We start from the raw sequence: 25436 nt of genomic DNA, 5'->3' as shown, positions 1-25436 counted from the left end.
TGACCCCGAGGGGAGCCGATCCCCTCAGGGGCGGCCTCCCTCTTCGATCCCAGGAGGATGGAAGCCATGAAGATATCGACCCAGGACGTAGTTCCGGCCGAGCAACTCGCGACGCCCGCCTATGGCCATCTGGCCCCGGTGGACCTGACCGGTCCGGTGGACGAGGTGTGGACACAGCGCGAGACCGACGTTTCGAAGATGGGCTTCCAGGAGTACGTGGAAGCCGTGGATGGGGCGATGCTCAGGCACTGGCGGGTCGACACGTTCGATGCCCAGGTGGACCCGGACGCCTTATCTGATGCGCTTGACCAAGGAGTATCCCCGACGGAGTTCGCGCTTCGTTGGGGCTCTGCAAACGCGGTCAGCGGCCACTGACCATAGACCGGCGCTTCGGCGCCGGCCTTCGATCAACCCGAACCCTCGCGGGGAGCCCTCTCCCCGCAAGGGGAGGGCGTCTCCCTGCGCCAAGAGGTGCATTATGGAGAGGCGAGCAACACGAGTAACCGTCTTTGCCGACGCCAGCTTCTGTGGGAAGCGGCTGCGAGCAGGCTGGGCGGTGTGGGTACGATCGGGACGGAGGGTCTTCCGCTACAGCGGCCACGGACCCGCCGGCGATTCCTGCGAGGCTGAGCTGACGGCTCTGGGCAACGGCGTCATCGCCGCCGTCCATAACCTGAGGCTCTGTCGCGGCGACATCGTAACGGTGCAGTCGGACAACCAACACGCTCTCGGTGTGCTTGGCGGTTCGCAACGGGTCCGCGAGGACCGCACTGCCGATCAGGAAATTCACGGCGAGGTCATGGAGGTGGTCCGCAACCGCGGCATCAGGCTCCGGACCGAGTTCGTGAAGGGCCACCAAGGGGACGTTGACGTTCGGGCAGCGATCCAGGGGTGGTGTGACGCGACCGCCCGTGCCGCATTATCGGCGGCGGTGGTAGAGGAGCTGCTTGTCCAGCAGGGTCAGCCCTGCTTGGCGTAGCCAGTCCTTGGGTAAGCGGGAAGGGGGGATGCTCTACGGCATCCCCCCTTTTTGATTCCGCGCCGGGGATTGCGTCGAGGGCACGTGCCGCAGCGTTAAACGACGAATGAGAAGATCGTCTTTTACCTCTATCGCTTGGCCTTAACCCTGGCTATTATGAGTTCGCTTATCGCTTCCTGCTTGATGCGGTTGCGTGAGATCCAGCGCCGCTGGCGAGCTAGTTGGGCTCGATAAATAAGCAGCACTCAAGCCGCCCCTTGCTGGTCGGCACTCGCGCCGGGCCTGACGGCCTCGGCAGATTCCCCGCAGGGAGCACAGCCTCCCACCGGGGGACGTCTGCTTCCTCCGCCTTCGGCAGAGAGGTTCTCATGCGCAATTTGATCCTACTGGTCGCCGCTGCGGCGACGCTTGCGGGTTGCACTCCGGCCATCGTCCTCATGACGCCAGCCGCGCCGCCCTCTGTCAAAGGCATGTTCACCGTGCCTTCCAAGCTGTAAGCCGCCAGGGGCCAGTAGTCGCCACGACCACCCTCCCGGGGAACCTTCCCGGGACACGGGATTTCTCCCCCTGGCTTTCCTACCGAAACCAGTTTTGGAGACTCCCATGAGCAAGTGGTTCTATGAGATCCTGGATGACCAGGAGAATCGTCTGTCCCTAAGCGAAGTGCTGAGCAGCGATGCTCCGCGCATTTCGTTGATCCGTCGCTTCGATAAGGGAAGCGTCGTTTCCAGCCGGGTTGTCACGTATTTTGACGTGGACGACTACCCGGAAACTGGCCTGCGCAACGTAGAGTGCTTTCATCTGTGTGTCCGCGTCATGGGCCACGATGGTGCGATCCAGACGGCCCAGAGCCTGCTGACCATTCTTAGAACCCTTCGCGAAACGTCCGTGAAGGATCCGGCGAGTGCGCTCGCTACCCTCCGCGAAGGGGACGTCAATACGATCCTGTCGGCGTCGGAAGCTCGGCTTCGGTCTTCCCGGATCGCCGCTGCCGCCTGACAGCGATACACCGATCCCATGGGGAGTACATCTCCCCGCCGGGAGATGCCTCCCTCTCAATGCGAGGAGGACATACGTGGAACCTGTCACAACGCAAGTCCGCTGGCTGGCGAGCGGCACGCTCGCCCATCTTACCAGCCAAACGCAGTACGAACGGATCGACACGATCCGCCGCGCTTTCGTTCGCTTTGTCGATGAGGCTGAACAGCGGGCACCCGGAACCTTCGAAAGGTGGCCAGATGCCTGGGCAGCTTTCCTGAACAGCACGTCCTACCCGCGTCTGCAGTAGGCGTGCCTGATAAGATCCAACCCACCCGGGGAGACTGACCCCGGAGGGGAACAGGTCTCTCCCGATCACCGCAAGGAGAGACCTCATGCTGACCAACGAGCGTGCGCCACCTGTGGCGCCGGCCGACTGGCTGCTCGACACCGCCTGGACCGATCAGGACCTCGTCGCGCTTTGCGAGACGATCCTGCTCGAAACAATGGCCGCGGCAGTGGATGGTCGTAGTTGTCAACGCACTCGGGCCGAAGCCTGGGAGTGGATCGACAGCGACGGCGAGAACGCCTTTGGCTTTCGCATTTGCGCGAAGGCGCTGGGTGCGGACCCGGATGAACTCCGGGCTATGTTCCGTGAACAGGCGACCAGGCTCGGCCTGATCGCGTCCCACAACTGAAAGAAACCCCGGCGGGGACGCTCTGCTCCCCGCCAGGGGATAGGTGCGTCTTTGCCGAGTGTCGTAGGAGAACAATCGTGAACACGCTGAAAGCTGATGACGTCCGGAACGCTGCGCAAAAGCATGGCTGGATGGATATTCACGAGCGACTGATCGGCAATAGGCTTGACGGCCGGATCTTTCAGAAGGCGCCGGGAAGAGGGCGGTCCGTCTGCCCGATCCACGGCACCAGCAAGAGCAATGGCAGGGGTGACGGTTTCCGGTTCTTCAAGGACGCTGAAACCTCGGGCGGTGGCGTATGCAACACCTGCGGCAAGTTTGCGGACGGCTTCCGGTTGCTGATGGCGATCGAAGGCTGGACATTCCCGCAGACGCTGGAGGAGGTCGCGAAGGTCGTCGGTCTTGACGTGGGCAGCGGTCGTGTCCGGAAGGACGCTCCGCCGCCTCGTGTCCGGCCGAAGGTCGAGGCCAAGCCCCCGAACGACACCTTCATCCGCAACCTGTTGCGGCGGGCGTGGGCGGAGGCTGTTCCGGTGACCGATCCATTGGCGGCGCCACTGATGCGCTACCTAATGCGGCGCAAGCTTTCCATCGAACCCATCGCAGGTCTGAAGAACTTCCGCTTCCATCCGTCGCTCGATTACGTCGACGATGACGGTGTCGTGGTCGGTCAGTTCCCAGCTTTGCTGATGGGCGTGTCGGACGCCCTTGGGCGGCCCGCCACCATTCACCGAACCTATCTCACCGAGAACGGCGAGAAGGCTCCGGTGGAGGAACCGAAGAAGGTCTTTCCGCTGCCGAACGACCGCTCTCTGGTCATGCCCGTCGAGCATCCGCGTTTTGACGGCATGATGGTGGACGGTGGTGGCTTCATCCGCATGGGTGAACCGCAAGCCGGCGTACTCGGTGTTGCCGAGGGCTTTGAAACGGCCCTTGCAGTGCATCTGGCGACCGGCATGACAGTGTGGCCGTGCGTCTGTGCCGACCTCATGGAGCGGTTCATTCCGCCTGAAGGTGTGGAGCAGATTGTGGTCTGGGGTGACCTGGATCGCAGCGGCCGTGGCCGTGAGGCCGCGCAACGGCTCAAGGCGAGCGCGTGGGACATGGGTCGAAAGGCTCTGGTTTTCATGCCGTCATTATCGATCCCCGACAATGCGAAGGGAATCGATTGGCACGATGTCTGGGTCATGCACGGTCAGGCTGGCTTCCCTCGGTTCCGCACGGAGCAGCGGGCGGTCATGCCAATGGCTGTCGGCGACGCGGGGCCGCGGTACACGGATCGGGTTGAGCGAAATCTCCAACCGATCCATGTCCAGGGTCCGTGTTCGACACCCCAGAGCGAGGGCATTCGTGGCCTCATCGCGGAACCGTCGATGCGATCGGCGGCGCCACGGACCGGGCTCTTGGGTCGGCTGCGCAACTTCGTCAAATTTTGACGCGGCGGCAGCATGATCCTAGACGTCAGCTTGGTCCGCATCAGGCCGGGGGCGGGGGGATGCACATCCCTTCGCCCAGCTGGCTGGTTCCGAAGGTCAATCGGAGGATCACCTGGCCCTGGTGCGCCAGTGGTTCGAAGGTGCGTCTTCCCCGCACTGGTAGCGCAGAGTGTTGGTGGCGCGGTTTACCGCGTCCCCACCACCGGCGTTCTCCGGCTCACTCTTCGGCCGGGATTCTAAAACCCAAAAGCCCGTCTGTCGTCCATCGCGGACGTCGGACGGGCTTTTTTTGTTTTCGCCTTATGACCTCGCACCCAACTCCAGCCTTTAGAGAAACCGGCCGCTGATGAGAGCGTCCACGCGATCTTGGACAGGGGGATGCGTGGCGAACAATTTACCGGCCAGACCCGTGAACAGGATCGTGTCCTTGATCCCGAAACTAGCCAAGGCGGGGGAGTGTAGAGGGTTGGTCACGACCCGCTTGCCATACCCGTCTTCGGCGATCTTTGCGAGGGCCGCCGCCATACTCCGGGGTGAGGTGAGGGCCGCGCCAGCAGCGTCCGCGTGAAACTCGCGCCAGCGGTCGAGCTGGGCAATCAGCGCGCGGCACGCAAGCAGGACGAGCCACGCCAACTGCGGAAGGAAGAGGGCGACCGCGCACGCCATGGCAAGGTCTCGTTGCCCATGCCAGATGCCGAACAGCAACCCGGCGCCCAATAGCAGCAGCAGGGCAGGCGAGGCGCGGACCAGGCTGTGGGCGAAGGCCAAAGGCGAGATCAGGAACGTAGCGATGCTGTCCTGGACCGCCAAAGCGAGCGTCTTTACGAACGAATCCCCGTGGGCGACGTGCCCGACCTCGTGCCCTAGGACTGCCGCCAGCTCGTCAACTGACAGCCGGTTAACCGTGCCGACGTTGACCGCAATGAAATACTTGCCGCGCCGGCCAATCGCAAACGCGTTAATGGCGTTGCTGGGTACGACGCCGACCATGGGCGCGGCCCGGAGGCCCGCTTGTTCGGCAATGCTCCTGACCAAGTGGTAAAGCGCCACTTCGGCCGGAGAAACGCTCTTGTTCCGCTCGACCATACGCAAGGTGATGACCTTGGCTCCCAGCGCATTCGCGGCGCGCTGGCGTGCGAAGAGGAGGCAGCGCAGAAAGCGCTGGCACCAGCCCGCGAAGGGCAGGCCAATGAGCACCAACGCGACCCATGCAAAGGGCGTAGCGGCGCCTTCTTCCACGATGATGCAGGCGCTGTTGATCGTCACCCAGCCGAAGGGACCTGCGGCGACGGTTGTGAGCGCAAGCAGGGCCAGAGCTGTTGTAGTCGATCGGGTCCGACCAGGGATCCGGGGGGGCATGATCACTCCGTGGGAATCGTCGCAGAGCTGCGGCAACTACGCCGATCGTATTGCGTCGGCTGGTTCAACCGCGCCACTGAAAGACGTGGAAATTCGTCGCCTTTCCCCGGCGCGAAGCGGCTGCGCGTCCCGGTAGGATGCCGGCAATACGCACTGGAGTTTACCCCGATGGTCAACATGATCCTGCGAACCTTCTTGTTTGCCTTCTTCCTGCAGGTCGTGCGTTCACCGTTGGTTATGATGGTGATCGGTGTCGGTGTCGGCATGTACATCGAACACACGCGGCCGGGCACGACCGCCGTCGCACTTCACTGGGCCACCGGCGAGTTAGGCGGGGCTCTTGATGCCGTGAACCCGTTGGCCGGGTGGCTGGGCACCGCTCCGCAGCCCGTGCAAGCGTCGGGATGGGATACCGGGGCTTACAAGCTGCGTTGAAATGCGAACGGCCGGGGAGTACACCCCGGCCGTTCGTCATGTCTCAACTCTGCCCGCCTCACGGGGGCAGCATAGCCTTGTCGTAGCGGGCTTGATCCTGTGGGGACGCCGGATAGAACCGCTTTCGGCAGAGGTCGATCACCTCTTCCACCGGCATCGGCTCGCAGACACAGGCAGGCGGGTCGTTGGTGGCCGCCATGTACGCCAGATAGGAGGCCAATTTTCCCACAACCTTGTTGTTGTGGAACTCGGCCGGCAAGGCGGCCTGAACGATCTGCCCCGCAATCGGCGCGAAGTAGGGATTATCGGCGAACGGTGAGTTGGTCACCTCTTCGTAGAAGAGGCACTCTTGCCCCCGGTAGCGGGACCGAACCTCTGACGTGAGTGGCGACATCGCCACGGCAAACTCGGTGGAACTGACGCTGCTGGCGAGGACGCGGAGGATGATGGTCAGATCACGTTTGGCGACGGCCACCGCCTGCGTCGCCGCCTCAGTGTTCTTCCATATGTTCTGCTGGGGCGCCGCAGTGGCGGAGCCCGCAGCCGCCATCAGCAACAAGCCGATGGCAAGCATGCGGGGGAAGGGCATCTGGCTCAGCTCTTCTTGCGGGCCTGGTCGATCATCACCTGCATCTGGGAGGTCGGAGCGTACCCCGGCATGGTCGCTCCGCCGTCCAAGTAGAAGAACGGTGTGCCCTGGATCCCCAGGCTCTGGCCGAGGTTGAAATCGTTGGTAACCAGTGAGGCTACCCTCTCCGAGGTCATGTCCTTCCGCAGCTGATCCACGTCCAATCCGACGTCCGGACGGGCGGCCAGTTGCAGAATGCTCGCTTCGCTGATCTCGGTCAGCTTGTAGAGTTCACGATGAAAGGCATCGTGCTTGCCCTGCATCGCGGCTGCACGTGCCGCCTGGGCGGCGAGCCGGGAGGTCGGTGACAGAATGGGAAGTTCGCGATAGACCACCTGGAGGTCCGGGTTGTTGGCAAGAAGCTCTTCGACGACCGGCTGGGCCTTCTTGCAGTAAGTGCAGTTGTAGTCCGCAAACATCACCAGCCGCACCTTGGGACTGCTCACGGCGCCAGCCTTGATCGCGTCCTTCTCGAACAGGTCAGAAGCGCGGGCCGCGAAGTTCTCGGATTTGGGAGCGCGGGCCTGTTGCTGCTCGGCCAAGTGCTTGTTGACGCTCTCGAACACATAACCCGCATTGTCTTTCACCCACTGGCGCAGCACCTCGTCCAGCTGCTTCGCGTCGAGCGCTGTGTTTGGTGAGACCGCTGCCGGCGGGGAGATCGTGACAGCCTCTGCGGCTTTCCGAAGAGCCTGCCCCATATTCTCGGGCATGGCGTCGCTGCGGTCTCGGACCTGAGTGGTTTGCCGCAGTTGCTCATTCTCGATGGTGAGCTTTGCATTCTGCTGGGTAAGCCGCTCGACGCGATTCATCAGAGCGTCGACGATGCTGTCAACGTCCGCTGCAGCCGCAGGAGTGGCGACGGAGAGTGCCAAAAGGACGGGTAGGGTCAATAGGGGGCGCTTCACTCTTCATCTCCGGATAATCACGCTGCCGGAAGACTATCGCCATCGGGCAATTCGGCGCGCCACCGAAAGACAACGAAAACCGTCGCCTTTCTCTGTAGAGAAACAGCGTCTGAAGCTGCTAGGCGGGGAAATTGGAATTGCCTTGGGAGCTTACGAGATGATACGCACCCTTGCGGTCGCGGCCGTTGCCCTTCTCGCCACCCTTCATTTCGCGGAGGCGGCAGGTACGGCTCCTCTGAATGGTTCTCTGTCGAGCCGGTGCGGCGAGGAGAGCGGCGGGGGCATTCAGGATTATGCATCAGACCCCGCGGCCTCGCTCGTCGTCGAAGTGACGCTGTTCGACAGTGCGAACCGCTTGATTGAACAGGTGCCATTCGTCACGCGGCCGAACGCGGAGGTGTCTGCGCACTCCATTGAGAAGGTGAAACTTGCGCTGGCCGGGAAGGATGGCGCACCGCCAGCGATCATCTGTACCGGCCATGTCACTGCTGTGCGGGTAACGCCACATACCTCTCAGGAGGTCTCTGTCGAGTTGGTGGTTGAGGCCGCGGCGCTTCGCCGATCGGACTTGTTAGCGGAACAGCGAAAATTGAATAAGGTGCCGGAGCCGGATCAGGTCCGCGTCGAAGAAACGCTGCATATGCAGGAGGGGCAGCGTGTGGTGCTGAAGGTCGGCGGCAACGGCCCGGTGCGACGGATCGCCGTCGCTTTCGGCCGCACACGTTGACGCCGCCTGAAAGTTCGGTGTTCGATCGGGCACGACGCCAGCTCGTCTGACTTCCCGCTATGCCTCCAGGGTCGGTGTCCACCGGCTCCGACTGTCGGAGAGGTCGTACGCGTGCCTTGTCGTGGAGCTGTAGGGGAATAAGAAGGTCCGGCGGCAGGGCGAACCTAGTGCGCTTCGTGCGGGGTTGCGGTTACTGAGCCGCAAAGGCCAGATTGCCATATGATGCGGTGGCATCTTGGGGGGCTCCCTGCCGGAGCAACTTCCGTCCCCGGTTCGCAATTGCTCCTTCCGTGCGGTGCGGCAGTAGGCACTGGATCTCTTTGAGACTGGCGCTCCGCCACATGCTGAGCACGAGCGCGTCCTCGTCATCCGTCCAGACGTTTTTGGCATCGCGACCTGATACCGCCGTGGCCTGGGCGCTCCTGGGTCGGCGAAGATTGGCCCCATGGGCAGCTCGTCGAATTTGCGACAGCGACTTTCCCGGCAGGTGGCGCGCGATATCCTCCATCATCAAGTTCGGCGACGGATAGCTTTCAAGCAACACCAGAAACTCACCGATGGACCACCCGGTGGGCGGACTGCGCGAGGTGATCCGAATGTCGGGTTCTCCAGCCTCCGCTGCGGCCAAACCGAGTTCTTGCGAGTGATCGGTGATGCTGGTGCGGTTGGGTCCAGGCAGCACGGCGGCAATCTCCATTGAGCACGCGCTGGCGGGATCCATCTCCTGCAGCACGCGGACCTCGTCAGGCTTCCACTTGAGATCCGGCTTGGTCTTGCGTCGAAGCTTCATGCGTCGCGCCACGGATCGGATGCCATTCCAACTCCGCTTGGGAAGCAGGGCCTGGAGCTGGCGCCTGTCCATGGTCGGGAAGTGCGTACGGATGATCTCCCGTTCTTCATCAGTAATATGGGGCATAGTATCTAAGCGTGTGGTTGGTCGTTCCGCGTCACCATAGCGGCTGGGAAAGGCCTTCGCGCCAGCGAAAGGCATTGAATATCAACACCGTTTGGGCGGGTGGTCGGGCTTCACCGTTGCTGCCGGAAGTGCGGGATCTCATGCCTGGCGAGGTTGGTGAGCGGGTCGCCTGGCATCGGTAGCCTCGGCTACTGAAAGGCTTCGGTCTTTGCGCGCTCATGGCGGGCCTCCTCCAATTTTCGTGAACTCGTCGTTCGTCCCTGTTCTCTCGCGCTGGCGAAAGAGAGAGATAATCGTCGCCTTTCACCCCTGTTCCTCCCAGCGTCGAGCCGCTACATTGGGCCCACTTAGCTCCGCTTGCATGTCGCAGCGATTGCAAAGTGTCCGGCCTCGGCTGGGGACCTAGTTGGGGTCCTAAAATAACCAGCAACCAAGCTCCGCCTGCTGGCGGCGCATGAACGGAAGCTTCGCTTTCCATTCCCCATCGGGGCGCTCCAAGCCCCCGCAGGGCCATGGTGCGCCTCATCTCCGGACAGGTGCATCATGGAAAATCAGAACACCCTCTTCCCGATTCCCGGCACGCCGGAGTATTTCGCGGCTCGCAAGGTGGCCTTCGCCCTCATTCGTGAGGTCGAGACCGCCAAGGTATCCGCCGAAAGGGCTCCGACCTACGTCGCTGGATGCTGGGACGATGATAACGAAGATTATGAGCCGGTCGAGAACACCAAGCCTTGGGATCACCTGGGTGAGGTGCAGAAGATGGCCAAGGCAAACCGGCTTGTGATCGAGACCCTCAAGGCACAAAGACGCCTTGATCTCCTGGGCATCTCCCGTTGGGAAGCCGAGGCGATCATCCACGGCGAGCCTGCGGATATCCTGTACGATGAAACGGTGCTCGTTTACTGGCAAGGGCTTACCTACGATCAGCCCTGCGCATACGCCCAGCAGTTCGATATCGAACTTGCCCGGCCCCCAGGCAGCATCTGCTATCTGCTGACGAAGACAACCCACTTTTCGGGCGTTCGTCCCGGTCAGCCGGGACGCTGGAAGGAAATCACTTCCAGCGTCTTTACCGACCGGGATGAGGCTGAGACTCGGTATTGCCGCATCCTCTCAAGCGTCCAAAACTGGGCTCAGCAGGTTCGCGATCGCTACAAGCGCGCGGCCTGACCACGCCGGCACTGTCCGGTAGCATTCATCAACTCTCCCCATCGGGGCACACCGTTGCCCCACGGGGGTGGTGTGCCCCGTCGTCCGTCGAAGAGGACATGAGGTGCATCATGAACAGCAAGTTGCTGAAATCTGTCCCTGTGGATGTCCTGCAACGCGCCACTGCGTTCCTGCGGGACCACATGGATCATCTCATGCAGGGGCCTGCGTACAACTGCCCCGGCACCATGCAAGCCGACCTAAAGACCCTGGAAGAGATCCTCGCCTACAGCACGCCGGGGCGGCTGGCAATCGTGCTTGACGGCGGCTTGGTGCAGGGCGTCGTTGGTGAGAACCTTCCAAGCGATCTTGGAGTGGCGATCATCGACTATGACACGGAAGGCTTGGACGACGTCGATCTGGCGCTCGTTCGCCAGTCCGACGGCTCCGACGCTGAAGCGTATGTCACGCTTTCGTCCATCGATCGACCCGGCATCGACCTCAATAGCGTGTTCAGCAGCAGGGCGTGATCGTTCCGTAGTCCTGACCGCACATTCACAGCCGGCTTATGGCCGGCTGCTACAGCTACTTTCCCCAACCGGGGCGCGCTTCGCCCCTGGAAGGGGAGTGGTGCGCCTCATCGCTAAACAAGGTGCATCATGAAAAAGCTGACCAAGTTCATCGGCCTGACCGCACAGTTCCTCTACGAAGTGTCGGGCGGCAAGCTCTTCAGCAAGCCGCCGGCGCCCGTGGTGGTGACGGAGCGCACGGTCTACACAGGTGAGATCCTCCAACTCCGACGGCAAGCTTCGCTCGCAGGCGGATACTACCGGGTCTTCCTCAAGCCGACCACCGCAGGCGTCCGCCAGTGGTTCACTCCTCGTCTGAACCGCGACCAAGCTGTTGCGACCTTCTCGCGCATGGCGCGGCGGCTCGCCTGACAATCAATCCGCCCCGCCCGACCCCCTTTTGGGTGTCGGGCGGCGCCATCCCCAACCGGGGCACACGTTGCCCCAGGCGGGGGCGTGTGCCTCAATCACGAGGTCGCACATGCAAAAGCAGTCCATCACGCTGCACAGGGTAATCGGGCCGTTCTACGACATCTTCAACCGTCCGCTGCCTGCGTGGCATGTCATCATCGAGGTTCTCTCAACGGGAGAGCTGTTCCATTTTGTGGTCTATGGCGAAACCCGAGACGACGCATGGGACGTGATCGACGGAGCCCTCGGGTCTGGGAAAGCACTGGACGATGGCCGGAAGGTACCAACGACAGACCGGGCCATTTGGATCAACGCACTCTCACGGGGGCAATCCCGCCCCCAGGGTACCGAACGTGTCGTCATCGCCTACGGAGTCACGCCCTATGATGGGGAGTTTCGTTGGTTCGTGACCGTGACCGCTGAAGGGGGCAAGCCTCGTTCCATCAAGGAACGGCGCCCTCGGTCATACTTAACCGCAGCTACTGCACTCCGAGACGCCAAACTGAAGGCCGAGGAGCAAGGTGCGCTGTTTGGCACCAACTGGCAGGTGACGATTACCACTTCCAACGGTCCTTCGCCGACTGTCACGTGAGGAAAGGGAGAATGATGCAGAGCGTCACCATTCGGACCGTCGACAACAATGGCGACATCATCGGCGAGGAAACGTCGAGCGTGGTTCGGATCACCGACCCGAGCCAAATCCAAGAGATGCTCAACCTCATTCAGGCAGGGCTGACCTTTGAAGAGGCCGCGGCGCGGATCGAGGCCGCCTGAGGCCACTTAAACCAAAGCCCCCGGGGACGAGAGGCACTGCCTCTCCATCCGGGGCAACTACCCCGCTGGGACCTCAGTGTTCAGCATGGACGCCGCGGTCCCAGCGCTCCTTCGATTGGCTATTTTAGTCGGTCGAGAGCCGGCGCCGACCATGGCCAATCCTTCGTTTGGGCCATACAGCCATCGCTATGCTCCCTGGATCGTCCAGCGCTGTCTAACCCCCACGCCCGAGAAAGACATCGATTTCCCGCGCCTTTCAGCGGCGCGAAGGAGGGCCCTGGAAAGGTAGCTTGGCGAGCATGACGACACGCTCCGCCTTCATCAGCACCACTGCCGCTCTGCTCGCTGGCTCGATAGCCTTTTCTGCGTCGGCCCAGCAGCAAGCGCAGCCCGCGGGCTTCTTCGGCGATCGGGAGCGCGGCTGGTTCTGGTATGAGGTCCAGCCGGAGCCCGACGAGGAATCTCTCCCCCCGAAACCGGAACCCCCGCCGCCGCCGGCTGCAGCTGTTCCACCTCCACCGCCGCCCCCGGCCCCACCCCCGGAACAGCCGAGAACCCCAGATCCCCCTTCATTCGGCTCGGCCGCCTGGCTGCGGGAGAACCTGCCAAAGTACCGCGACCGCGCGCTGGATGAACCCAGCGCCGAGAACGTGCGCGCCTATTACGTCATTCAACGGCTCGCAATGGACAAGGCTTCGGCTTTCACGGATATGGCCCAGCGCGTTGTCGTGGGCGATCCGCTGCTTGATGAGACCGGCCGCCGACCGACGGCAACCTTCGCCGCGAACGAGATGAATGCGGTGGCGGGTGAGGCCACAGACGCAGAGTTGAAGGAAATCGCGGAGAAGGCCGGCATCTGGTTCTTCTTTCGGAGCGATTGCGTCTACTGCGACAAGCAGGCGCCGGTTCTCGAGATGCTGGAACGAGCCTATGGCTTTCAAATCACGGCAATCTCCCTCGATGGGAAACCCCTGCCGGGTGGGCAGTTTCCGCGCTTTAGGGCAGACAGCGGCCAGGCTGCAAAGGTGGGCGTCGAGCGCACGCCAACCCTGGTGCTGGTCCGACCGCCAGACGGAATTCAGACCATTGCCCGGGGCGTCCTGTCTCTGCAGGAGTTGCGGCGGCGCATCCTCACCGGAGCGCTCAATGCCGGCTGGATCGACCAGAAGGCGTTCGACAAGACACGCGCCGTGGACAATGGGCCGATGCTGCCTGCGAAGCTCGACATTCCACCTGAGATCGCTTCCGACCCTGCCCTACTCGTAAACCACCTCCGTTCCATGGTGAGGCAATGATCGAAATCGCCCGCAAGATGGTGGCCGCGGTCACTATAGCCGCGTGCCTTACTGTCACGGCCGCGCCGGGTCCAGTACAGGCCGCTGGGCTGCAGAGCCAGATGGACTCGTTGTTCGGGGCAATGAGCAACACGACACCTCCGGGCGTCTGGGAGACGCAACGGCGTGGCGTGTTCGCCGGCGGCCAATTCACCGCCAAAAACCGGATTATGAACGAGAATTTAGTCTCATTCGTGCCGCCGAGTTTTGAGGCTGGCTGCGGAGGCATCGATCTGTTCGGCGGATCGTTCAGCTTCATCAACGCGGATCAGTTCGTGCAGCTGATGCGTGGCATTGCGGCGAACGCCGCCGGCTACGCTTTCCAGCTCGCATTGGGATCGATGTGCCAGGACTGCGCGGCCATCATCGAACAGATCCAGAAAAAGATACAACAGCTCAACCAGTTCTTCGGGAACAGCTGCCAATTAGCTCAGGGAATCGTCAACGACACGTTGGGTGCCGCTCTGAACAAGCAGGAAACCGAGGCTTCCAAGATCAGCTTCACCAAGGGCATTGGCGACATCTTCGAGTCTTGGACGACGTCGAGCGGCAAAGGACCAACCCAGCAGGCTGCCGAGAACGCCCCCGACGACTTCTCCCAGAAGGTTAAGGGCAATATAGTTTGGCGCGCCCTCAAAAAGCATGCCGTCAGCGGCTGGTTTGTCGCTGGTGACGAAGACATGCTGGAGGCGATGATGAACGTCGCCGGTACGGTTATTGTTGGCGATATGAGCGATGCTGGGGGCGGCAAGCAGTCGCCGCGATACTCAGCTATATCGGGAAATAAGATCCGCTTTCGTGACTTGGTGGATGGGACCAACGGTCAGCCCGTCACCGTGCTCCGATGCGACACAAAATCTGAAGATGGCTGCACCAACCCGATCATGGGAACGATGGTCATCAAGGGCTTCAGGAAGATGCTGGAGGAAAAGCTCCTTGATGGCAGCGGTGGTGCTCCTGGCCTCGTGCATCGGATCGCTGACAACCAGGGTGCATTGAGCGCGGCGGACCAGGCATTCCTTTCTCCGCAGCGGTACGGCTTGGCTGGGTTGATCTTCCAGCTGGCGAAGCATGGACGTATGGGTGCAGTGGCTTTGACCGAGCGGGCCATCCCTCACCTTGCCTATGACATGGCGGCGCTCATGGTGGACGATATGATCAAGGCCGTCGAGGCTGCCGTGAAGGTATCCGATGACGCGCACGCAAAGGAACTGGACGCGCTTCTTCGGGATTCACGTACCGATCTGCGGGCTCAGCAGCAGCAGGTTCGGGGCCAGATCGGCGACCCAACCGAAATTTTCCGTGACTATCTCGCCATCCTGGATATCACGCAGAAAATCCGCTACGCCGCAACCGGCCCAGTCGCAAGGGATTGACGCCAGATGTGGAATATCAACAGCATTGGCGACAGCGCTTTTCTTGCTGAAATCCTCAACGCCGTAGCGATGATTGTGGGGACCGGGGAATTTTATGCAGTTGCTCAGATTGGGCTCTTGCTCGGAGCCTTGCTTGTTTGCTTCCAAGCGGTCGCAGCAGGGGCGAGAGCTATTGACTGGCAGAAGGTTTTTCTCGGTTGGGTCGTGTTCTCACTACTTTTTGGACCGTCGACGACTGTTGTCGTAACCGATGCTTACACCGGCCAAGTTCGCCCCGTTGCTAACGTGCCGGTTGGCGTTGCGGCTGGCGGCTCGCTCATCTCTGAGATTGGTTATCAACTCACGGTGCTCTTCGAGCAAGGGTTCTCGATGCCCGCAATGACCCAGCATGGCTATGGAAGTTCACTCGAAGTGATGAAGAAGGTTCGGATTCATTCGGGGGACCCGCTAATGCTTGGCCCGGCGAACAGATTTGCAGGAGGGTCGTCCAATTTCGAGAGGTCGTGGACCGAATACATTCAGCGCTGCACGATGACCGGCTTGAGTTCGGGTGCCATTGACCCACATACGATATACAACTCTGCAGAGCTTGTTTCTGCACTTAAGTTTGATTCTCGTATATGGATGGCCGAGTTGTGGCTCGGCAGTTCGGGGTCCCAAAACTACGATTGCACCGACGGGCATGCGCAGCTCGCTGCGATCACGCCCGTTGTTGTCCAAAAATACTTGGCCGAGGTTCTTCCGCCAGTGTTGAATGTGCCAGCCTCCGACGTACCGGCGAAGATCGGAGACGCACTCCTCGCTCTTGGCGTCACGGCAATTTCGCCAACACAATTCGTTACCACTTCCATTTTGCAGCCGATATTCGAGCGCGCCGCGGTAGCAAGGTCGGAAGAGGATCGCGCTTTCAGCTACGCCAAGATGATCGAGGACGCCAAGAACCAGCGTGCGATGTCGTGGATGGGCGAAGCCTCGATGTTCCGGAGCATCGTTCGCCCAATGCTTACCTTCTTGGAGGGCTTCACCTACGCCGTGACGCCGATCATGGGGTTCCTGGTGGTGCTCGGCCCCCTGGGCATATCGATTGCTGGCAAGTACATCCTAACGCTGCTCTGGATCCAATTGTGGATGCCTGTGCTCGCGATCGTGAACCTGTTCATTCACATGAGCCTAACGGGAAGGTTGGGAGGGCTTGAAGACTCCGGCTTCTCACTCGGGTCCATGAACGGCCTTTTGGCCGCCGACGGTGCGCTGCAGAAGTGGATATCCACTGGCGAAATGCTGGCCTCGTCGGTTCCTGCGCTGACACTCATGCTGATCTACGGTGGATCCGTAGCCGCCACGCACCTAGCTGGACGCCTTCAGGGCGGCGACTTCATCAAAGAGGATAAGGTGGCTCGGGACACGTTCAATGCCACACCCAAATACCAGATGGCGCCGAGCTATACCGGTGACCCGAGCCGCGTGACGATGGCTAGTGGAGCCGATCAGATGTTGACATCGTTCAACGTCGGATCGTTGGCGCAGAGTGCGGAGTCCTCGACCAAGAGTGTCGCCGACGCTAAGACGCATACCTTTGCCAGCAACCTCGCATCGACGGTTGGTACCCAAGCTGTTCAGCAATATCAAACTGGCCACAGCGAGATGTTCAAGTCGGGCTCCGCTTTCCAGGGCAGCAAGACCTACGAACTGGTGTCGAGCGCGATGAAGGGGGTGTCTGACAAATTCGCCCGTGGCGATGAGACTAAAACCCAACTCATCAACTCGGCCGCGTTGGAATATGGCCTTACAGGGAATATTAGTGCAGGTGTTCAGGCAAAGCTTGGGGAAGCGTTTGGTGGTTCTGTGAAAGGCGGAGCTGAGGCTGGGGTGGCGGTTGGAGCTGGTGGCAAGGTAACGGACCAAATGAGTGCGGCAGCCGGGCATTCAGCTGTTTCGCAGATCGAGGCGGCGATCAAATCTCAGTTTGGCCGAAACGATAAGCTCAGTGGCACGTTGACTGACACCGCAATGCGCGAGTCGGCCAACACCACCCAGAATAGCTTCACCAGCAGCCTTTCGGAAAGCCAGCAGAAGACGTTGAGCGAAAGCGCTCAACAAGCGCTCACCGCCCAAGAAACATACCAGAGAGCAGACAGTCTTGCGCGGTCCTTCGGTACGAGTCAGACGCTCTCGGCCGGTCAAGCTGTGAATGCGGTCAACCAACAACATGGTGGCAGAGAACGGCTTGAGTCCGAATTGGAGCGCCGTAACCTTACGGGTGCGCGTGATGCGTTGATTCGAATGGATGAGCGGACTGGTGGAGCGATAACAAAGGCCTTCGCTAACAAAGAAGACGCTATCACCTATGCTGGCCTAATGACTTTGAACAACCAAAATAAAATGCCCGGGGCGTCTTCTACTTCCTCCGCTGAAGTGACGGAGAGAAAAGCAGCATTGCTAGGCTTGCTCTCGGGCGCCACAAATCACAATAGCGGCCCCGTGGGTGATCCTGCCCGTAACTCGCATCTTGGAGGAGACGCGGCAGGAATGCCGCAGCCGCGCGCTGAGGTTGAGAGTGTGGTTGGCAGTAAGCCGATCCCTGCCTTCAGCCAAGTAAACGACAGAGGTGAGCCGAAGATGCCAGAACGGAGTGACCTTCAGACGCGCTTTGCCGCGTCTGAAGAACGGCATAAAGTGGAATTTGAGGACGACCCGCTACGAAAAGGCACTGAAAATCTCCACGGAAAATTGCGGGATCGCGTACGTGAGGACCAGGATCCTGGGCAGAACCGCTTTAACGGTTCGTCCGCGGCACGGGGCGCCTTTGAAGTATTCCAGCACGACCCTGGTCAAATGACCGGCATCGACGTAGAGCCCAAATCGCGGCAAGCTCCGGCGGCCGACAGCTTGCCGGCAGCACCGGGCGCTGCCCTTCCCTTGGCGCAGGGGAATGAAGCGCAGTCGATCACTCCCGGCGCATCCGTTACAGCGCCGACGCAGGCTCCGCCGGCCGACAATTTGCCGCCAGCACCGGGCAACGTTACGGCCTCCGCACAGGGGAGCAGGAGCTACCCAGTAGACGCGGTCGATACGACGCCCGCGCGCAAGCCTGGGGCTGATGGAGCGACGGCCAGTAAGCCTCCAGGCGTTTTAGCTCAGGGGCGCGGAAACTAACAGGCGCTGGCCATCAGCATTCAGGCTAGTCCATATAATCGCGCCCGGCGTCGAACACCGACAGCCGGGCGTGCTCATTTTCTGCCTGCAACAAGTCGCGAGCATACTCCACAGCTTTGGGGTCCAGCGCCGACAGAAATGGGGTCCGTTGCTCATTTTTTTCCATGCAGGAGCTATTGCGTTCGGGGCGGGCGCGGGTACGATCGTCGTATAGAGACGTTGTGAGTTCGTCGCCGTACAGATTGGACATCAACTATGATCGATTTTCTTTTCCACATGCGGCCCTTGGAAATTCTCATTCTGGGTCAGTTCGTGCTCATTTTCCTGGCTTTCTTCGCCTTTGGCATCAGTGCGTTGAAGTCGCGTTCGGGCCGCTCCTCGGTAGACGATCGTCCCTTCGGGATGGCTGTGCAGAACAGTGCCGGGCAAATCGGACCGTCATCGATAAACGTGGCTTCCGCTTTGCCGACGGAGAACTATGGCTGCCAGGTCAATAGCATCAGTCTCAGTCGCAGCCTTCTCGACTGAGCCGCCTTTAGCTGTCCCAGCCGATCACGCCCGGTTCCCTAGGAGCCGGGCGTTTCTGTTTGTTGAACGGATTGAAGCTATGTTGCCGACAGAATGGTGTCAGTCTCCAGGCAGTGCGCGCGGCATTATGAGGAAGCGTCGCCATCGGTGGCCCACTTGACTGTGCTGCATCCGGCCGGCGGGGGGACTCCGGGCGGGCCAGGAGATGCGGGTTTCACGCACCATTCGTTCAAATGCTGAAGGTTGAGGATACTAATCCTCGCTGGCGTGACACCCGTCGTCAGTGCTTCGCCAGCTTGCTAAGGAGTAGACAATGAGTGAGGTGACCGCCACTGACACTCCAGAGCACTGCGGCAGTACCCAGCCCGAATCCTATCCATGGGTGAAGGGCGTGGAGGTGCACTCCGGTGTACCGCTAGTGCACCTTGCTGCTTTCAAGTGGTTCAGATGCGAGCCGCGGTAGACAGCGGAAGATCAGCTTCCCAATAGGGGATAGGACCGCAGTCTCAACTGCGCGCGTGCTTTGGCCGGCGTCTAACGGCCCGCTGGAGACGGATGCGTGCCCGCATGCTATGGCCGTCGTTAACGACCCATTAAGCAAAAGTGAAGCGAAATCCAATCGACCAGTCCCGGCGGCAATGTAAGTGGGATCTCTGTCAAGAGAAATACTAGAAGCAGCATCGGCAACAGTGCATAGCCGGGTATGATTCGCCCGACGCGCTGCTAGCAAAATGGAGGCAGATGCTCCGCTGGTCGGGAGGGGAATTGGCTCGCCTATTCAATGTCGTGCGCGGACACAAAAAATTGCCTTGAATTTCGATTTATTACTTGCGTGCATACGAAAGTTAAGTGATAAAGCAATCGTTCGAGGTATCGCGCGCATCTAAAGGGCGTAGGCACACGATGTGGCCGGTTAAGCACTACGACAAGGGGGCCAGCAAGCCGGGCTCGCCGCAGCAAAAGCGGCGCCTGATGTCCGCGGTCGCGGCTATCGGGACGGCGATGATGGCCGCGATCAGCTCACCAGTTTCAGCCTTCAGCCTTTCTGGGACTGCCTGGGAAGTAGCAGCAGCAGAGGAGGGGATTGATCCCTACCTGCTGTTCTCCGTGGCGCTGGTTGAAAGCGCCAGGCACGAGAACCGCTTCGCCCGACCCTGGCCCTGGGCGCTCAACGGCCCGAAGGGCAATTTCTATGGTGACGATCGCAGCGAAGCGGAGCGTCACCTTCGGAGCATGCCTTCGGCTGATCTGCAGCGTACCGCCATTGGCATGATGCAGGTTTATGTCGGCGCCCACGGCAAGCACGTTACAGACCCGGCCGACCTTTTGGACCCAGTTCTGAATTTGCGCATGGGGGCGACCATCCTGCGTGAGAGCATCGCATCAAAACCTGGCGATCTCGCACTTGGCATCGGGCGCTACAACGCATGGCAGAATGAGCCAGCGGCACGAGCCTATGGACAGCGAGTCCTCGCCGTCTACCAGCGCCTCAAACAACTGACCGGAAGCGGTCTTTCCGTGTCCTCGCTTTGGAACGATTGAACGATGACCAACAAGTTTGCAGAGGACTTTCGTGATCTGAACCGCCACATGCTGCTCCTGCTTCAGCGTGTTGCGCAAGAAGACCTGGGCGAGGCCACGGCCCGTTTCGGTGTCACGCGTGCGTTTGCGGAAGACATTCGTGATGTAAGCATCAGCAAGCTTCAGGAAATGGCGTCGGAATCGCTGTGCCTCTTTCAGCCGCGCCCGATGATGCCGGACGCTCTTGAAAAAGGTGAGGCGCCATCAAAGCAGCTCGCGCTCCTGCGCTCCGTTTCCGTGCGTCAAGGTTGAGAGGCGCCGCTCATGAACCGCCTATCCCAACATGCTCAAATGGCCCTGGCGATCAAGCTGATCGTGTTCGGTGTTCGGACGTCGATCGTCCAGCTCCACACAGGCATCTCCGCACCGATCCTGCGTGCACTTTACCGTGAGATCAACAACGGCGAAGCGCCCGTGTCAGGTCAGATGGCCGAGTCCGACGGAGTGGTCAGCACCCGGCAGGACGTTATCGAGGCCAGCCTGTTTTTGAACCTGTACGTCCATGTCGGCACGGAAACGGTGTTCCGGACGATCAACATCGACGCTTTGATTCGAGCTTATGGCTTGTTCTTGGAGTTTCGCGCGGAGGCCGGGCTGGTCGCGGTTCCGAAGATCGGACCCACAGAGGCTTGGATTTTGGTCCGTGACCTCCGCATTCGCGATCTCTCCCTGCGCTCGTGCGAGTGCGGGTGTACCTACGCGGTGGTTCACAAACATCGCCTGCTTCCCCGGTGCCCAGCGTGCGGGGCCGACAATGAGCCGGCCATTAACTCCTCGGAGGGCGCGACGCGGGTCGGACGGCCGACCTCCATTGTCTCGTCGGCTCGCGCATTCTTCGCCGATGAAGCCGACAGGTCTTCAAAGCCTCTCAGCTTCAGGTCGGTCTCCACAATCGCCAATCCGTCCTGATGCTCCAAGTGGAACACGCTGGCAAGTGGGAGCATCCTGGGAGCCCGGGCGGGCGCTGCAATGACCTACAATGGTCGACGTCTCCAGCTCGTGCCAACTGGCCGTAGACAGAGGGCGGCGTTCGGAAGGCGCTGAGGCCGCGTGCGATGTGTCGATGGCCATGCCATCAATCTGACGGTCTCACCGCCCTGCTGGCATCCTCTCGGTTCTGCCCACTCTGCGGTAAGCGGACTATAGACAGAGAGTTCTAAAAACCACGACTGATGACACCCCTGGGCCCTGTTGTCGGGTCGGCCCGCCACCCAAGGTGAGGGCCTTCAGATGACAGCGGCACGACCCGGACCGGGAATATTGCCGCGTCCGGGGAGCGAAAGGGAGCCGGCTTTTGCAAGACGCGGCACGGGTTCAGTCGCCCTCTTGAAGGCCACCTTTGGCTCGCAATGCTTTGCGCACCAGATAGCGGGACCGCGCGGCGGTCAAGCCGCCTGGATATCTGATCTGTGGTCCAGCGCCTGTCGTGTAACGCGCGCCAGGGCGTCCACCACCGTGGCAAGGGCGCCGAGATGCGGAGATCGGAGCAGCGCCACGTCCAAGCACAAGGAGATCCCGGGTGTGGCAATCGGCACGATGCCCGTAGGCTTCGCCTGGCGAAGCAGCCGTTCGGGCATCAGGCCAAGGCCGAGCCCTTTGCGCACGAGGGCAAGTTGCAGCCCGCCGTTCTCGATTTCTGCTGCGACAACCGGGATGCGGCCATCACGCGAGAGGACTTGGGTCAACAAGCGGCGCGCATCGCACGGCTCGGGGCTCAGAACCCAGGGGGCGGTCATGATGGCGGCGGATGTATGTCGGATTGCCGTGCCGCTGATGACTGCTAACCGCTCCGTACCCAAAACTTCCGCGGCATAGACCGGCGGTCCGTCGCTCAGCACGATGGCGGCGTCGAGTACACCAAGGCGATGCTCTTCCGCCAAACTAGCGCTCCAGCCCGATTTTAGGCGCAGCGTAACCTTTGGGAAGGCGGCGATTGCTTCACAGATGGCCTCCGCCAGGCTGTCGTGAGCTAGCCCATTGGCCAAGCCGAGCCTCAGCACACCTGCGGGTTCCGGCGCGACGGCAAGCTCCTTCATAGAGGCATAGGAGGCGAGGATCTCGCGGCAGCGTGTCAGCACCTCCCGTCCTGTCGGTGTCAGCACCGGCGGCTTCTGTCGACGGTCCAGCAGCGACGTGCCGACCGCCTCTTCCAGCCGCTGGATTTGGCGGCTAACGGCAGGTTGCGTCAGCGGGAGACGGCGAGCGACCTTCTGCACAGAACCCTCCTCTGCGAAGAGGATAAACGTCCGCATTTCGTTCAGCATGATCGTTTCCAGCATAATCTTTTTGCATATTATGAATTTGAGCGTGAGGTTAGACAAGGTCATCGTTTCCGCATCGTCCTCGATAGGAGCGCAAGATGCCGAAAGCGATCGTCCTTAATGACAAGCCAGGTTTCGATAATCTGATACTGGTCGAACGCCCGCTCCCCCAACTGCGTCGGCAGGAACTGCTGATCCGTGTGCGTGCAACGTCGCTGAATTACCGTGACGTGGAGATCGTTCGCGGCAGCTATCACACACGCTTTGCGCTGCCGCTCGTTCCCCTGTCCGACGGTGTCGGCGAGGTCGTTGCCACCGGGGATGAGGTCACACGTTTCAAGGTCGGCGACCGGGTGTGCAGCACGTTCTGGCAGCGATGGGTCGCCGGACCGTTCGAGATGGCCGAGCCTTCCTATCAGCGGGGCGGCCCGCGTGATGGGCTGCTGTCGGAATACGCCCTGCTCGACGAGCAGGCGGCCGTCCTTGCGCCACGCAACCTCAGCGATGTGGAGGCGGCGACCTTGCCCTGTGCGGGTGTCACGGCCTGGCACGCGCTGATCTCGGAGGGCGGTATAAAAGCTGGCGAGACCGTGCTGGTTCAAGGCACCGGGGGCGTATCTCTGTTTGCCTTGCAGTTCGCAGCCGTCAGCGGCGCCCGCGTCATTGTCACTTCCAGTAGCGACGCCAAGATCGATCGTGCCAAGACGCTCGGTGCGTTTTCTGGGGTAAACTACAAAACCAATCCCAACTGGAGCGACACGGTCCTAGAGTTGACCGAGGGACGAGGTGTCGATCACGTCATTGAGGTCGGCGGCCCGGGAAGTTTCACCCAATCGCTGAAGGCTGTGTGCCGTGGCGGCCAGATCAACGTCATCGGCTATCTCGGCGGCACCGAAGGGGCGATCAACCCGCTGGACATCTTCCGCCGTCAGGTTCGGGTCCGCGGCATCCCCGTCGGATCGCGCGCCTCCTTCGAGGCCATGGTCCGTGCCATCGAGGCGAACAACCTGAAGCCCGTTGTCGACCGTGCTTTTCCATGGACAGACGTGGCCGAAGCGATGCGCTACCTGGAAAGCGGTGCCCATTTTGGGAAAGTCGTGCTTGAGCACGGGTGTCCGTCAAGTGCTGCAAAGAGTATCTGAGGTCCACCAATCGTTCGTTCTTCTGGTGGTTCAAGGCTCAAGCGATCCCACCTGCACCGATCACCCTCAACCGACCGAGGCAGAGGCATCAGTTCTGCCGTGGTCGGTCCTATGCACGCCTCTCTGCTCCCAAGTTACGAGAAACCGACAGCAGATCAGCGGGTTTCCGGAGGGAGACCATCAAACGTGAGTCCTGAAAGCCGCCTCTAAGCCAGCAGGGCGCCTGAGGAGAAATCAAGTTGTGCATCGGCCTGCAACACTGGGCCAGTTTCAGGGGTGATCGGCGTCCAATAACCAGCCACCCCTGATCTGGCAGACTACCACCCTGGGTTTGGACGACAGGGTGGCGGACAGGGATGTTGACGGTGGAGACGATCGCACGGATACGACGCGAGCACGCGAAGGGGAAAAGCATCCGGGCCATTGCCCGGTCGCTGAAGGTGTCGCGGGAGACGGTGACGAAATACCTGCGCTCGGGCGAGACGGCGCCGCGCTACGAGCGCCAGCACCAGCCGCTTCCGAAGCTGGCCGGGTTCCAGGAGGAACTGGAACGGCTGATCACGGAGAACGAGCGGCGGCCAGCCCGCGACCGGCTCGACTACCTGGGGCTCTTCGGACGGCTGAAGGATGCCGGGTTCCAGGGCGGCTACGACACGGTGCGGCGCTACATCAAGCGCTTCAAGCAGCGCCAGCCGCCGAGTGGGCCGGTGAACGCCTACGTTCCGCTCACCTTTGCCCCGGCCGAGGCGTACCAGTTCGACTGGGCGGAAGAGTGGATCATCCTGGACGGCGTGACGACCAAGGTGCAGGTGGCCCATGCCCGCCTATGCCACAGCCGCATGCCGTTCGTGGCGGTCTACCCGCGCCAGACCCAGGAGCAACCGTGTTGAAGAAAAATCAGAGGGAACCGGTGGTGCTCCGCGTCAAGGCGGGCGCGGACGCGCCCCCGCCCTACGGGCGGCTCTGGCCTTGACCCGTGCGCGCCCCCGGTTCGATTTGTTTGGCATGCGGTCGGCGACGAGCGCCGACCGTCGGCAACTCAAGCCGGCTTGGCCTCCCAGGTAGCGCCTTTGGCGAGCATGGCATTGAGGCGGACGATCAGTTTGCGCATGCAGGCGGTCAAGGCAACTTTGGGCGGTTTCCCGCGCCGGATCAAGCCGGTGTAAAAGTCCGCGAGGACACCTCCGGTGCGGGTGGCGGCGGAAAGAGCCGCCATATAAAGGGCGTGGCGGACACCGGCACGTCCTCCAGAGATATGGCGTTGCCCCCCTCTCTTTCCACTATCGTGATCGAAGGGAGCGACGCCAGCGAGCGCCGCGATCTTCTGTCCAGACGTCCGCCCCAGTTCGGGCAGCAGGACAGCCAGCGTCACCGCTGTCACCGGACCGATGCCCGGCGCAGTTTGGAGATCGCGCGCCGTCCTGGCCAGGGTCGGCTGGGCCCCCGTCGCTCGAGCGATGGCGGCATCCAACCCGGCGATCTCCCGCGCCAGATGCTCGACGGCCCGCGTCAATGCTTCTTGAGCGGCGACCGGGGCCTGGCTGATGCTCTTGTTCAGATCGGCCCGTTTGTCGACGAGCAGATGCCGTGCCTTGATCAGACCCGCCAATTCCTCGCGAACCGGATCAGTGGGAAGAGACGGTACCGTCGTTTGCGTGGCGGTGAATTCAGCGATCACGCTAGCGTCGAGGCGGTCGTTCTTCGCTCGTTGCCCCCTGGCTTTGGCAAAAAAGCGTACCCGTGCCGGATCGAAGACCCGAACCGACACCCCGGCCGCGCGCAGAGCGTCGCGGCTCGGCCGCTCATAGCCGCCGCTGGCCTCTAGGCCAACGACGCTGATCGACCGTTCTGCGACCCATGCGACCAGGTTCCGATGCCCCTCGGGCGTGTTGGTAACGCGGAGCCTGTCGGCACCAGGGAAAACCGCCACATCCAGAAAGTCCTTGCCGCAATCGATCCCCACCGCTCGTGTTGATTCCAACATCCTCAAGATCCTTCCTTGTGATGCGAGCTCAGGCTCAAGCAACCGTTCGGACTTGAAAGGAGGTTGGCCACCTTCACGCTCCTGGTCGGCTTTCGAGCCTCGATGGT

At 61.4% G+C, this 25436-nt stretch carries 29 protein-coding genes; 22 read left to right on the top strand and 7 right to left on the bottom strand.

Annotated elements, in window-relative coordinates:
* Window positions 1-66 precede the first annotated feature (66 nt).
* The 6 genes from FZ938_RS30755 to FZ938_RS28610 all read left to right on the top strand — a co-directional run bounded on the left by FZ938_RS30755 (window position 67) and on the right by FZ938_RS28610 (window position 4091).
* Window positions 67-375, top strand: coding sequence for a hypothetical protein (locus FZ938_RS30755; RefSeq protein WP_158282501.1), 309 nt, complete (start codon window positions 67-69; stop codon window positions 373-375).
* Window positions 269-979, top strand: a complete 711-nt coding sequence (locus FZ938_RS31600; RefSeq protein ID WP_425529387.1) for a ribonuclease HI — start codon at window positions 269-271, stop codon at window positions 977-979. The genes FZ938_RS30755 and FZ938_RS31600 overlap by 107 nt, the downstream gene beginning before the upstream one ends.
* Window positions 980-1347: 368 nt before the next feature.
* Window positions 1348-1476 carry a hypothetical protein gene (locus tag FZ938_RS31440; RefSeq protein ID WP_281497595.1) on the top strand — a complete coding sequence of 43 codons (129 nt, stop codon included), beginning with the start codon at window positions 1348-1350 and terminating at the stop codon, window positions 1474-1476.
* A 106-nt stretch (window positions 1477-1582) separates the two neighbouring features.
* Window positions 1583-1978: a hypothetical protein gene (locus FZ938_RS28620; protein WP_109154767.1), complete on the top strand. Its 396-nt coding sequence runs from the start codon at window positions 1583-1585 to the stop codon at window positions 1976-1978.
* A gap of 374 nt (window positions 1979-2352) precedes the next feature.
* The gene (locus FZ938_RS28615) at window positions 2353-2655 is read left to right on the top strand and encodes a hypothetical protein (RefSeq protein ID WP_109154766.1); all 303 of its coding nucleotides are present in this window, start codon (window positions 2353-2355) and stop codon (window positions 2653-2655) included.
* A gap of 77 nt (window positions 2656-2732) precedes the next feature.
* Complete coding sequence (locus FZ938_RS28610; protein ID WP_109154765.1) at window positions 2733-4091, top strand: DUF7146 domain-containing protein; 1359 nt, start codon at window positions 2733-2735, stop codon at window positions 4089-4091.
* A 327-nt stretch (window positions 4092-4418) separates the two neighbouring features.
* Here the strand turns inward: FZ938_RS28610 and FZ938_RS28605 are convergent, their stop codons facing one another.
* On the bottom strand, window positions 4419-5357 hold the full coding sequence (locus FZ938_RS28605; RefSeq protein WP_158282500.1) for a M48 family metalloprotease: 939 nt from the start codon (window positions 5355-5357) through the stop codon (window positions 4419-4421).
* Window positions 5358-5618: 261 nt separating this feature from the next.
* On the opposite strand from FZ938_RS28605, the gene FZ938_RS28600 reads away from it, so the two are divergent.
* Window positions 5619-5885: a hypothetical protein gene (locus FZ938_RS28600; protein WP_109154763.1), complete on the top strand. Its 267-nt coding sequence runs from the start codon at window positions 5619-5621 to the stop codon at window positions 5883-5885.
* A gap of 58 nt (window positions 5886-5943) precedes the next feature.
* Here FZ938_RS28600 and FZ938_RS28595 read toward each other — a convergent pair whose 3' ends face one another.
* Together FZ938_RS28595 and FZ938_RS28590 are read right to left on the bottom strand one after the other, a co-directional pair.
* Window positions 5944-6474: a hypothetical protein gene (locus tag FZ938_RS28595; RefSeq protein WP_109154762.1), complete on the bottom strand. Its 531-nt coding sequence runs from the start codon at window positions 6472-6474 to the stop codon at window positions 5944-5946.
* A 5-nt stretch (window positions 6475-6479) separates the two neighbouring features.
* Window positions 6480-7421, bottom strand: coding sequence for a DsbA family protein (locus tag FZ938_RS28590; RefSeq protein ID WP_109154761.1), 942 nt, complete (start codon window positions 7419-7421; stop codon window positions 6480-6482).
* A gap of 157 nt (window positions 7422-7578) precedes the next feature.
* Here FZ938_RS28590 and FZ938_RS28585 point away from each other — a divergent pair, with 157 nt between their 5' ends.
* Window positions 7579-8148: a hypothetical protein gene (locus FZ938_RS28585; RefSeq protein WP_109154760.1), complete on the top strand. Its 570-nt coding sequence runs from the start codon at window positions 7579-7581 to the stop codon at window positions 8146-8148.
* A gap of 190 nt (window positions 8149-8338) precedes the next feature.
* Here the strand turns inward: FZ938_RS28585 and FZ938_RS28580 are convergent, their stop codons facing one another.
* Window positions 8339-8938, bottom strand: a complete 600-nt coding sequence (locus FZ938_RS28580) for a hypothetical protein (RefSeq protein WP_136705945.1) — start codon at window positions 8936-8938, stop codon at window positions 8339-8341.
* Between the two features lie 669 nt (window positions 8939-9607).
* Between FZ938_RS28580 and FZ938_RS28575 the strand changes: the two genes are divergently transcribed.
* From FZ938_RS28575 to FZ938_RS28545, 8 genes are all read left to right on the top strand, one after another.
* Window positions 9608-10234: a hypothetical protein gene (locus FZ938_RS28575; RefSeq protein ID WP_109154758.1), complete on the top strand. Its 627-nt coding sequence runs from the start codon at window positions 9608-9610 to the stop codon at window positions 10232-10234.
* A 110-nt stretch (window positions 10235-10344) separates the two neighbouring features.
* Complete coding sequence (locus tag FZ938_RS28570) at window positions 10345-10743, top strand: hypothetical protein (protein WP_136705946.1); 399 nt, start codon at window positions 10345-10347, stop codon at window positions 10741-10743.
* Window positions 10744-10872: 129 nt separating this feature from the next.
* Window positions 10873-11154, top strand: coding sequence for a hypothetical protein (locus FZ938_RS28565; protein ID WP_109154756.1), 282 nt, complete (start codon window positions 10873-10875; stop codon window positions 11152-11154).
* Between the two features lie 109 nt (window positions 11155-11263).
* On the top strand, window positions 11264-11785 hold the full coding sequence (locus FZ938_RS28560) for a hypothetical protein (protein WP_109154755.1): 522 nt from the start codon (window positions 11264-11266) through the stop codon (window positions 11783-11785).
* An 11-nt stretch (window positions 11786-11796) separates the two neighbouring features.
* Window positions 11797-11967, top strand: coding sequence for a hypothetical protein (locus FZ938_RS30750; RefSeq protein ID WP_158282499.1), 171 nt, complete (start codon window positions 11797-11799; stop codon window positions 11965-11967).
* Between the two features lie 299 nt (window positions 11968-12266).
* On the top strand, window positions 12267-13262 hold the full coding sequence (gene traF / locus FZ938_RS28555; protein WP_109154754.1) for a conjugal transfer protein TraF: 996 nt from the start codon (window positions 12267-12269) through the stop codon (window positions 13260-13262).
* Entirely contained in the window at window positions 13259-14677 is a 1419-nt protein-coding gene (locus FZ938_RS28550) for a conjugal transfer protein TraH (protein WP_109154753.1), read from the top strand. Before traF ends, FZ938_RS28550 begins: the two co-directional genes overlap by 4 nt.
* A 6-nt stretch (window positions 14678-14683) precedes the next feature.
* Window positions 14684-17833: a conjugal transfer protein TraG N-terminal domain-containing protein gene (locus FZ938_RS28545; protein WP_109154752.1), complete on the top strand. Its 3150-nt coding sequence runs from the start codon at window positions 14684-14686 to the stop codon at window positions 17831-17833.
* Between the two features lie 25 nt (window positions 17834-17858).
* Here FZ938_RS28545 and FZ938_RS28540 read toward each other — a convergent pair whose 3' ends face one another.
* Entirely contained in the window at window positions 17859-18083 is a 225-nt protein-coding gene (locus FZ938_RS28540) for a hypothetical protein (protein WP_136705948.1), read from the bottom strand.
* Window positions 18084-18088: 5 nt separating this feature from the next.
* Between FZ938_RS28540 and FZ938_RS28535 the strand changes: the two genes are divergently transcribed.
* The 4 genes from FZ938_RS28535 (at window position 18089) to FZ938_RS28520 (ending at window position 20851) form a co-directional block, all read left to right on the top strand.
* A complete protein-coding gene (locus tag FZ938_RS28535; protein ID WP_109154750.1) occupies window positions 18089-18361 on the top strand; it encodes a hypothetical protein in 273 nt (90 codons plus the stop codon).
* 903 nt (window positions 18362-19264) lie between these two features.
* A complete protein-coding gene (locus tag FZ938_RS28530; protein ID WP_109154749.1) occupies window positions 19265-19903 on the top strand; it encodes a transglycosylase SLT domain-containing protein in 639 nt (212 codons plus the stop codon).
* 3 nt (window positions 19904-19906) lie between these two features.
* Entirely contained in the window at window positions 19907-20194 is a 288-nt protein-coding gene (locus FZ938_RS28525; protein WP_109154748.1) for a flagellar transcriptional regulator FlhD, read from the top strand.
* A gap of 12 nt (window positions 20195-20206) precedes the next feature.
* Entirely contained in the window at window positions 20207-20851 is a 645-nt protein-coding gene (locus FZ938_RS28520; RefSeq protein WP_109154747.1) for a FlhC family transcriptional regulator, read from the top strand.
* A 476-nt stretch (window positions 20852-21327) separates the two neighbouring features.
* Here the strand turns inward: FZ938_RS28520 and FZ938_RS28515 are convergent, their stop codons facing one another.
* A complete protein-coding gene (locus FZ938_RS28515) occupies window positions 21328-22269 on the bottom strand; it encodes a LysR family transcriptional regulator (protein ID WP_109154746.1) in 942 nt (313 codons plus the stop codon).
* A 32-nt stretch (window positions 22270-22301) separates the two neighbouring features.
* On the opposite strand from FZ938_RS28515, the gene FZ938_RS28510 reads away from it, so the two are divergent.
* Both FZ938_RS28510 and FZ938_RS28505 read left to right on the top strand, forming a co-directional pair.
* Window positions 22302-23345 carry a zinc-dependent alcohol dehydrogenase family protein gene (locus FZ938_RS28510; protein ID WP_109154745.1) on the top strand — a complete coding sequence of 348 codons (1044 nt, stop codon included), beginning with the start codon at window positions 22302-22304 and terminating at the stop codon, window positions 23343-23345.
* A 356-nt stretch (window positions 23346-23701) separates the two neighbouring features.
* On the top strand, window positions 23702-24235 hold the full coding sequence (locus FZ938_RS28505; RefSeq protein WP_136705950.1) for a helix-turn-helix domain-containing protein: 534 nt from the start codon (window positions 23702-23704) through the stop codon (window positions 24233-24235).
* 149 nt (window positions 24236-24384) lie between these two features.
* On the opposite strand, the gene FZ938_RS28500 is transcribed toward FZ938_RS28505, so the two are convergent.
* The gene (locus FZ938_RS28500) at window positions 24385-25329 is read right to left on the bottom strand and encodes an IS110 family transposase (protein ID WP_109155296.1); all 945 of its coding nucleotides are present in this window, start codon (window positions 25327-25329) and stop codon (window positions 24385-24387) included.
* Window positions 25330-25436: the final 107 nt, after the last annotated feature.

Origin of the sequence: Azospirillum oryzae, from assembly GCF_008364795.1 — a bacterium.
GTDB lineage: Bacteria > Pseudomonadota > Alphaproteobacteria > Azospirillales > Azospirillaceae > Azospirillum > Azospirillum oryzae.
The sequence above is the reverse complement of the archived record's forward strand: the minus strand, read 5'-3'. Positions and strand labels throughout refer to the sequence as shown.

Coding starts and splice junctions, on each gene's coding strand:
- FZ938_RS28565 (WP_109154756.1), top strand. CDS start 10,873: ATGAAAAAGCTGACCAAGTTCATCGGCCTGACCGCACAGTTCCTCTAC.
- FZ938_RS28520 (WP_109154747.1), top strand. CDS start 20,207: ATGAACCGCCTATCCCAACATGCTCAAATGGCCCTGGCGATCAAGCTG.
- FZ938_RS28535 (WP_109154750.1), top strand. CDS start 18,089: ATGATCGATTTTCTTTTCCACATGCGGCCCTTGGAAATTCTCATTCTG.
- FZ938_RS28550 (WP_109154753.1), top strand. CDS start 13,259: ATGATCGAAATCGCCCGCAAGATGGTGGCCGCGGTCACTATAGCCGCG.
- FZ938_RS28620 (WP_109154767.1), top strand. CDS start 1,583: ATGAGCAAGTGGTTCTATGAGATCCTGGATGACCAGGAGAATCGTCTG.
- FZ938_RS30750 (WP_158282499.1), top strand. CDS start 11,797: ATGATGCAGAGCGTCACCATTCGGACCGTCGACAACAATGGCGACATC.
- FZ938_RS28545 (WP_109154752.1), top strand. CDS start 14,684: ATGTGGAATATCAACAGCATTGGCGACAGCGCTTTTCTTGCTGAAATC.
- FZ938_RS28580 (WP_136705945.1), bottom strand. CDS start 8,938: ATGAAGCTTCGACGCAAGACCAAGCCGGATCTCAAGTGGAAGCCTGAC.
- FZ938_RS28575 (WP_109154758.1), top strand. CDS start 9,608: ATGGAAAATCAGAACACCCTCTTCCCGATTCCCGGCACGCCGGAGTAT.
- FZ938_RS28505 (WP_136705950.1), top strand. CDS start 23,702: ATGTTGACGGTGGAGACGATCGCACGGATACGACGCGAGCACGCGAAG.
- FZ938_RS28615 (WP_109154766.1), top strand. CDS start 2,353: ATGCTGACCAACGAGCGTGCGCCACCTGTGGCGCCGGCCGACTGGCTG.
- FZ938_RS30755 (WP_158282501.1), top strand. CDS start 67: ATGAAGATATCGACCCAGGACGTAGTTCCGGCCGAGCAACTCGCGACG.
- FZ938_RS31600 (WP_425529387.1), top strand. CDS start 269: ATGCCCAGGTGGACCCGGACGCCTTATCTGATGCGCTTGACCAAGGAG.
- FZ938_RS28530 (WP_109154749.1), top strand. CDS start 19,265: ATGTGGCCGGTTAAGCACTACGACAAGGGGGCCAGCAAGCCGGGCTCG.
- FZ938_RS28585 (WP_109154760.1), top strand. CDS start 7,579: ATGATACGCACCCTTGCGGTCGCGGCCGTTGCCCTTCTCGCCACCCTT.
- traF (WP_109154754.1), top strand. CDS start 12,267: ATGACGACACGCTCCGCCTTCATCAGCACCACTGCCGCTCTGCTCGCT.
- FZ938_RS28595 (WP_109154762.1), bottom strand. CDS start 6,474: ATGCCCTTCCCCCGCATGCTTGCCATCGGCTTGTTGCTGATGGCGGCT.
- FZ938_RS28560 (WP_109154755.1), top strand. CDS start 11,264: ATGCAAAAGCAGTCCATCACGCTGCACAGGGTAATCGGGCCGTTCTAC.
- FZ938_RS28510 (WP_109154745.1), top strand. CDS start 22,302: ATGCCGAAAGCGATCGTCCTTAATGACAAGCCAGGTTTCGATAATCTG.
- FZ938_RS28525 (WP_109154748.1), top strand. CDS start 19,907: ATGACCAACAAGTTTGCAGAGGACTTTCGTGATCTGAACCGCCACATG.
- FZ938_RS28540 (WP_136705948.1), bottom strand. CDS start 18,083: ATGTCCAATCTGTACGGCGACGAACTCACAACGTCTCTATACGACGAT.
- FZ938_RS28500 (WP_109155296.1), bottom strand. CDS start 25,329: ATGTTGGAATCAACACGAGCGGTGGGGATCGATTGCGGCAAGGACTTT.
- FZ938_RS28515 (WP_109154746.1), bottom strand. CDS start 22,269: ATGACCTTGTCTAACCTCACGCTCAAATTCATAATATGCAAAAAGATT.
- FZ938_RS28600 (WP_109154763.1), top strand. CDS start 5,619: ATGGTCAACATGATCCTGCGAACCTTCTTGTTTGCCTTCTTCCTGCAG.
- FZ938_RS31440 (WP_281497595.1), top strand. CDS start 1,348: ATGCGCAATTTGATCCTACTGGTCGCCGCTGCGGCGACGCTTGCGGGT.
- FZ938_RS28570 (WP_136705946.1), top strand. CDS start 10,345: ATGAACAGCAAGTTGCTGAAATCTGTCCCTGTGGATGTCCTGCAACGC.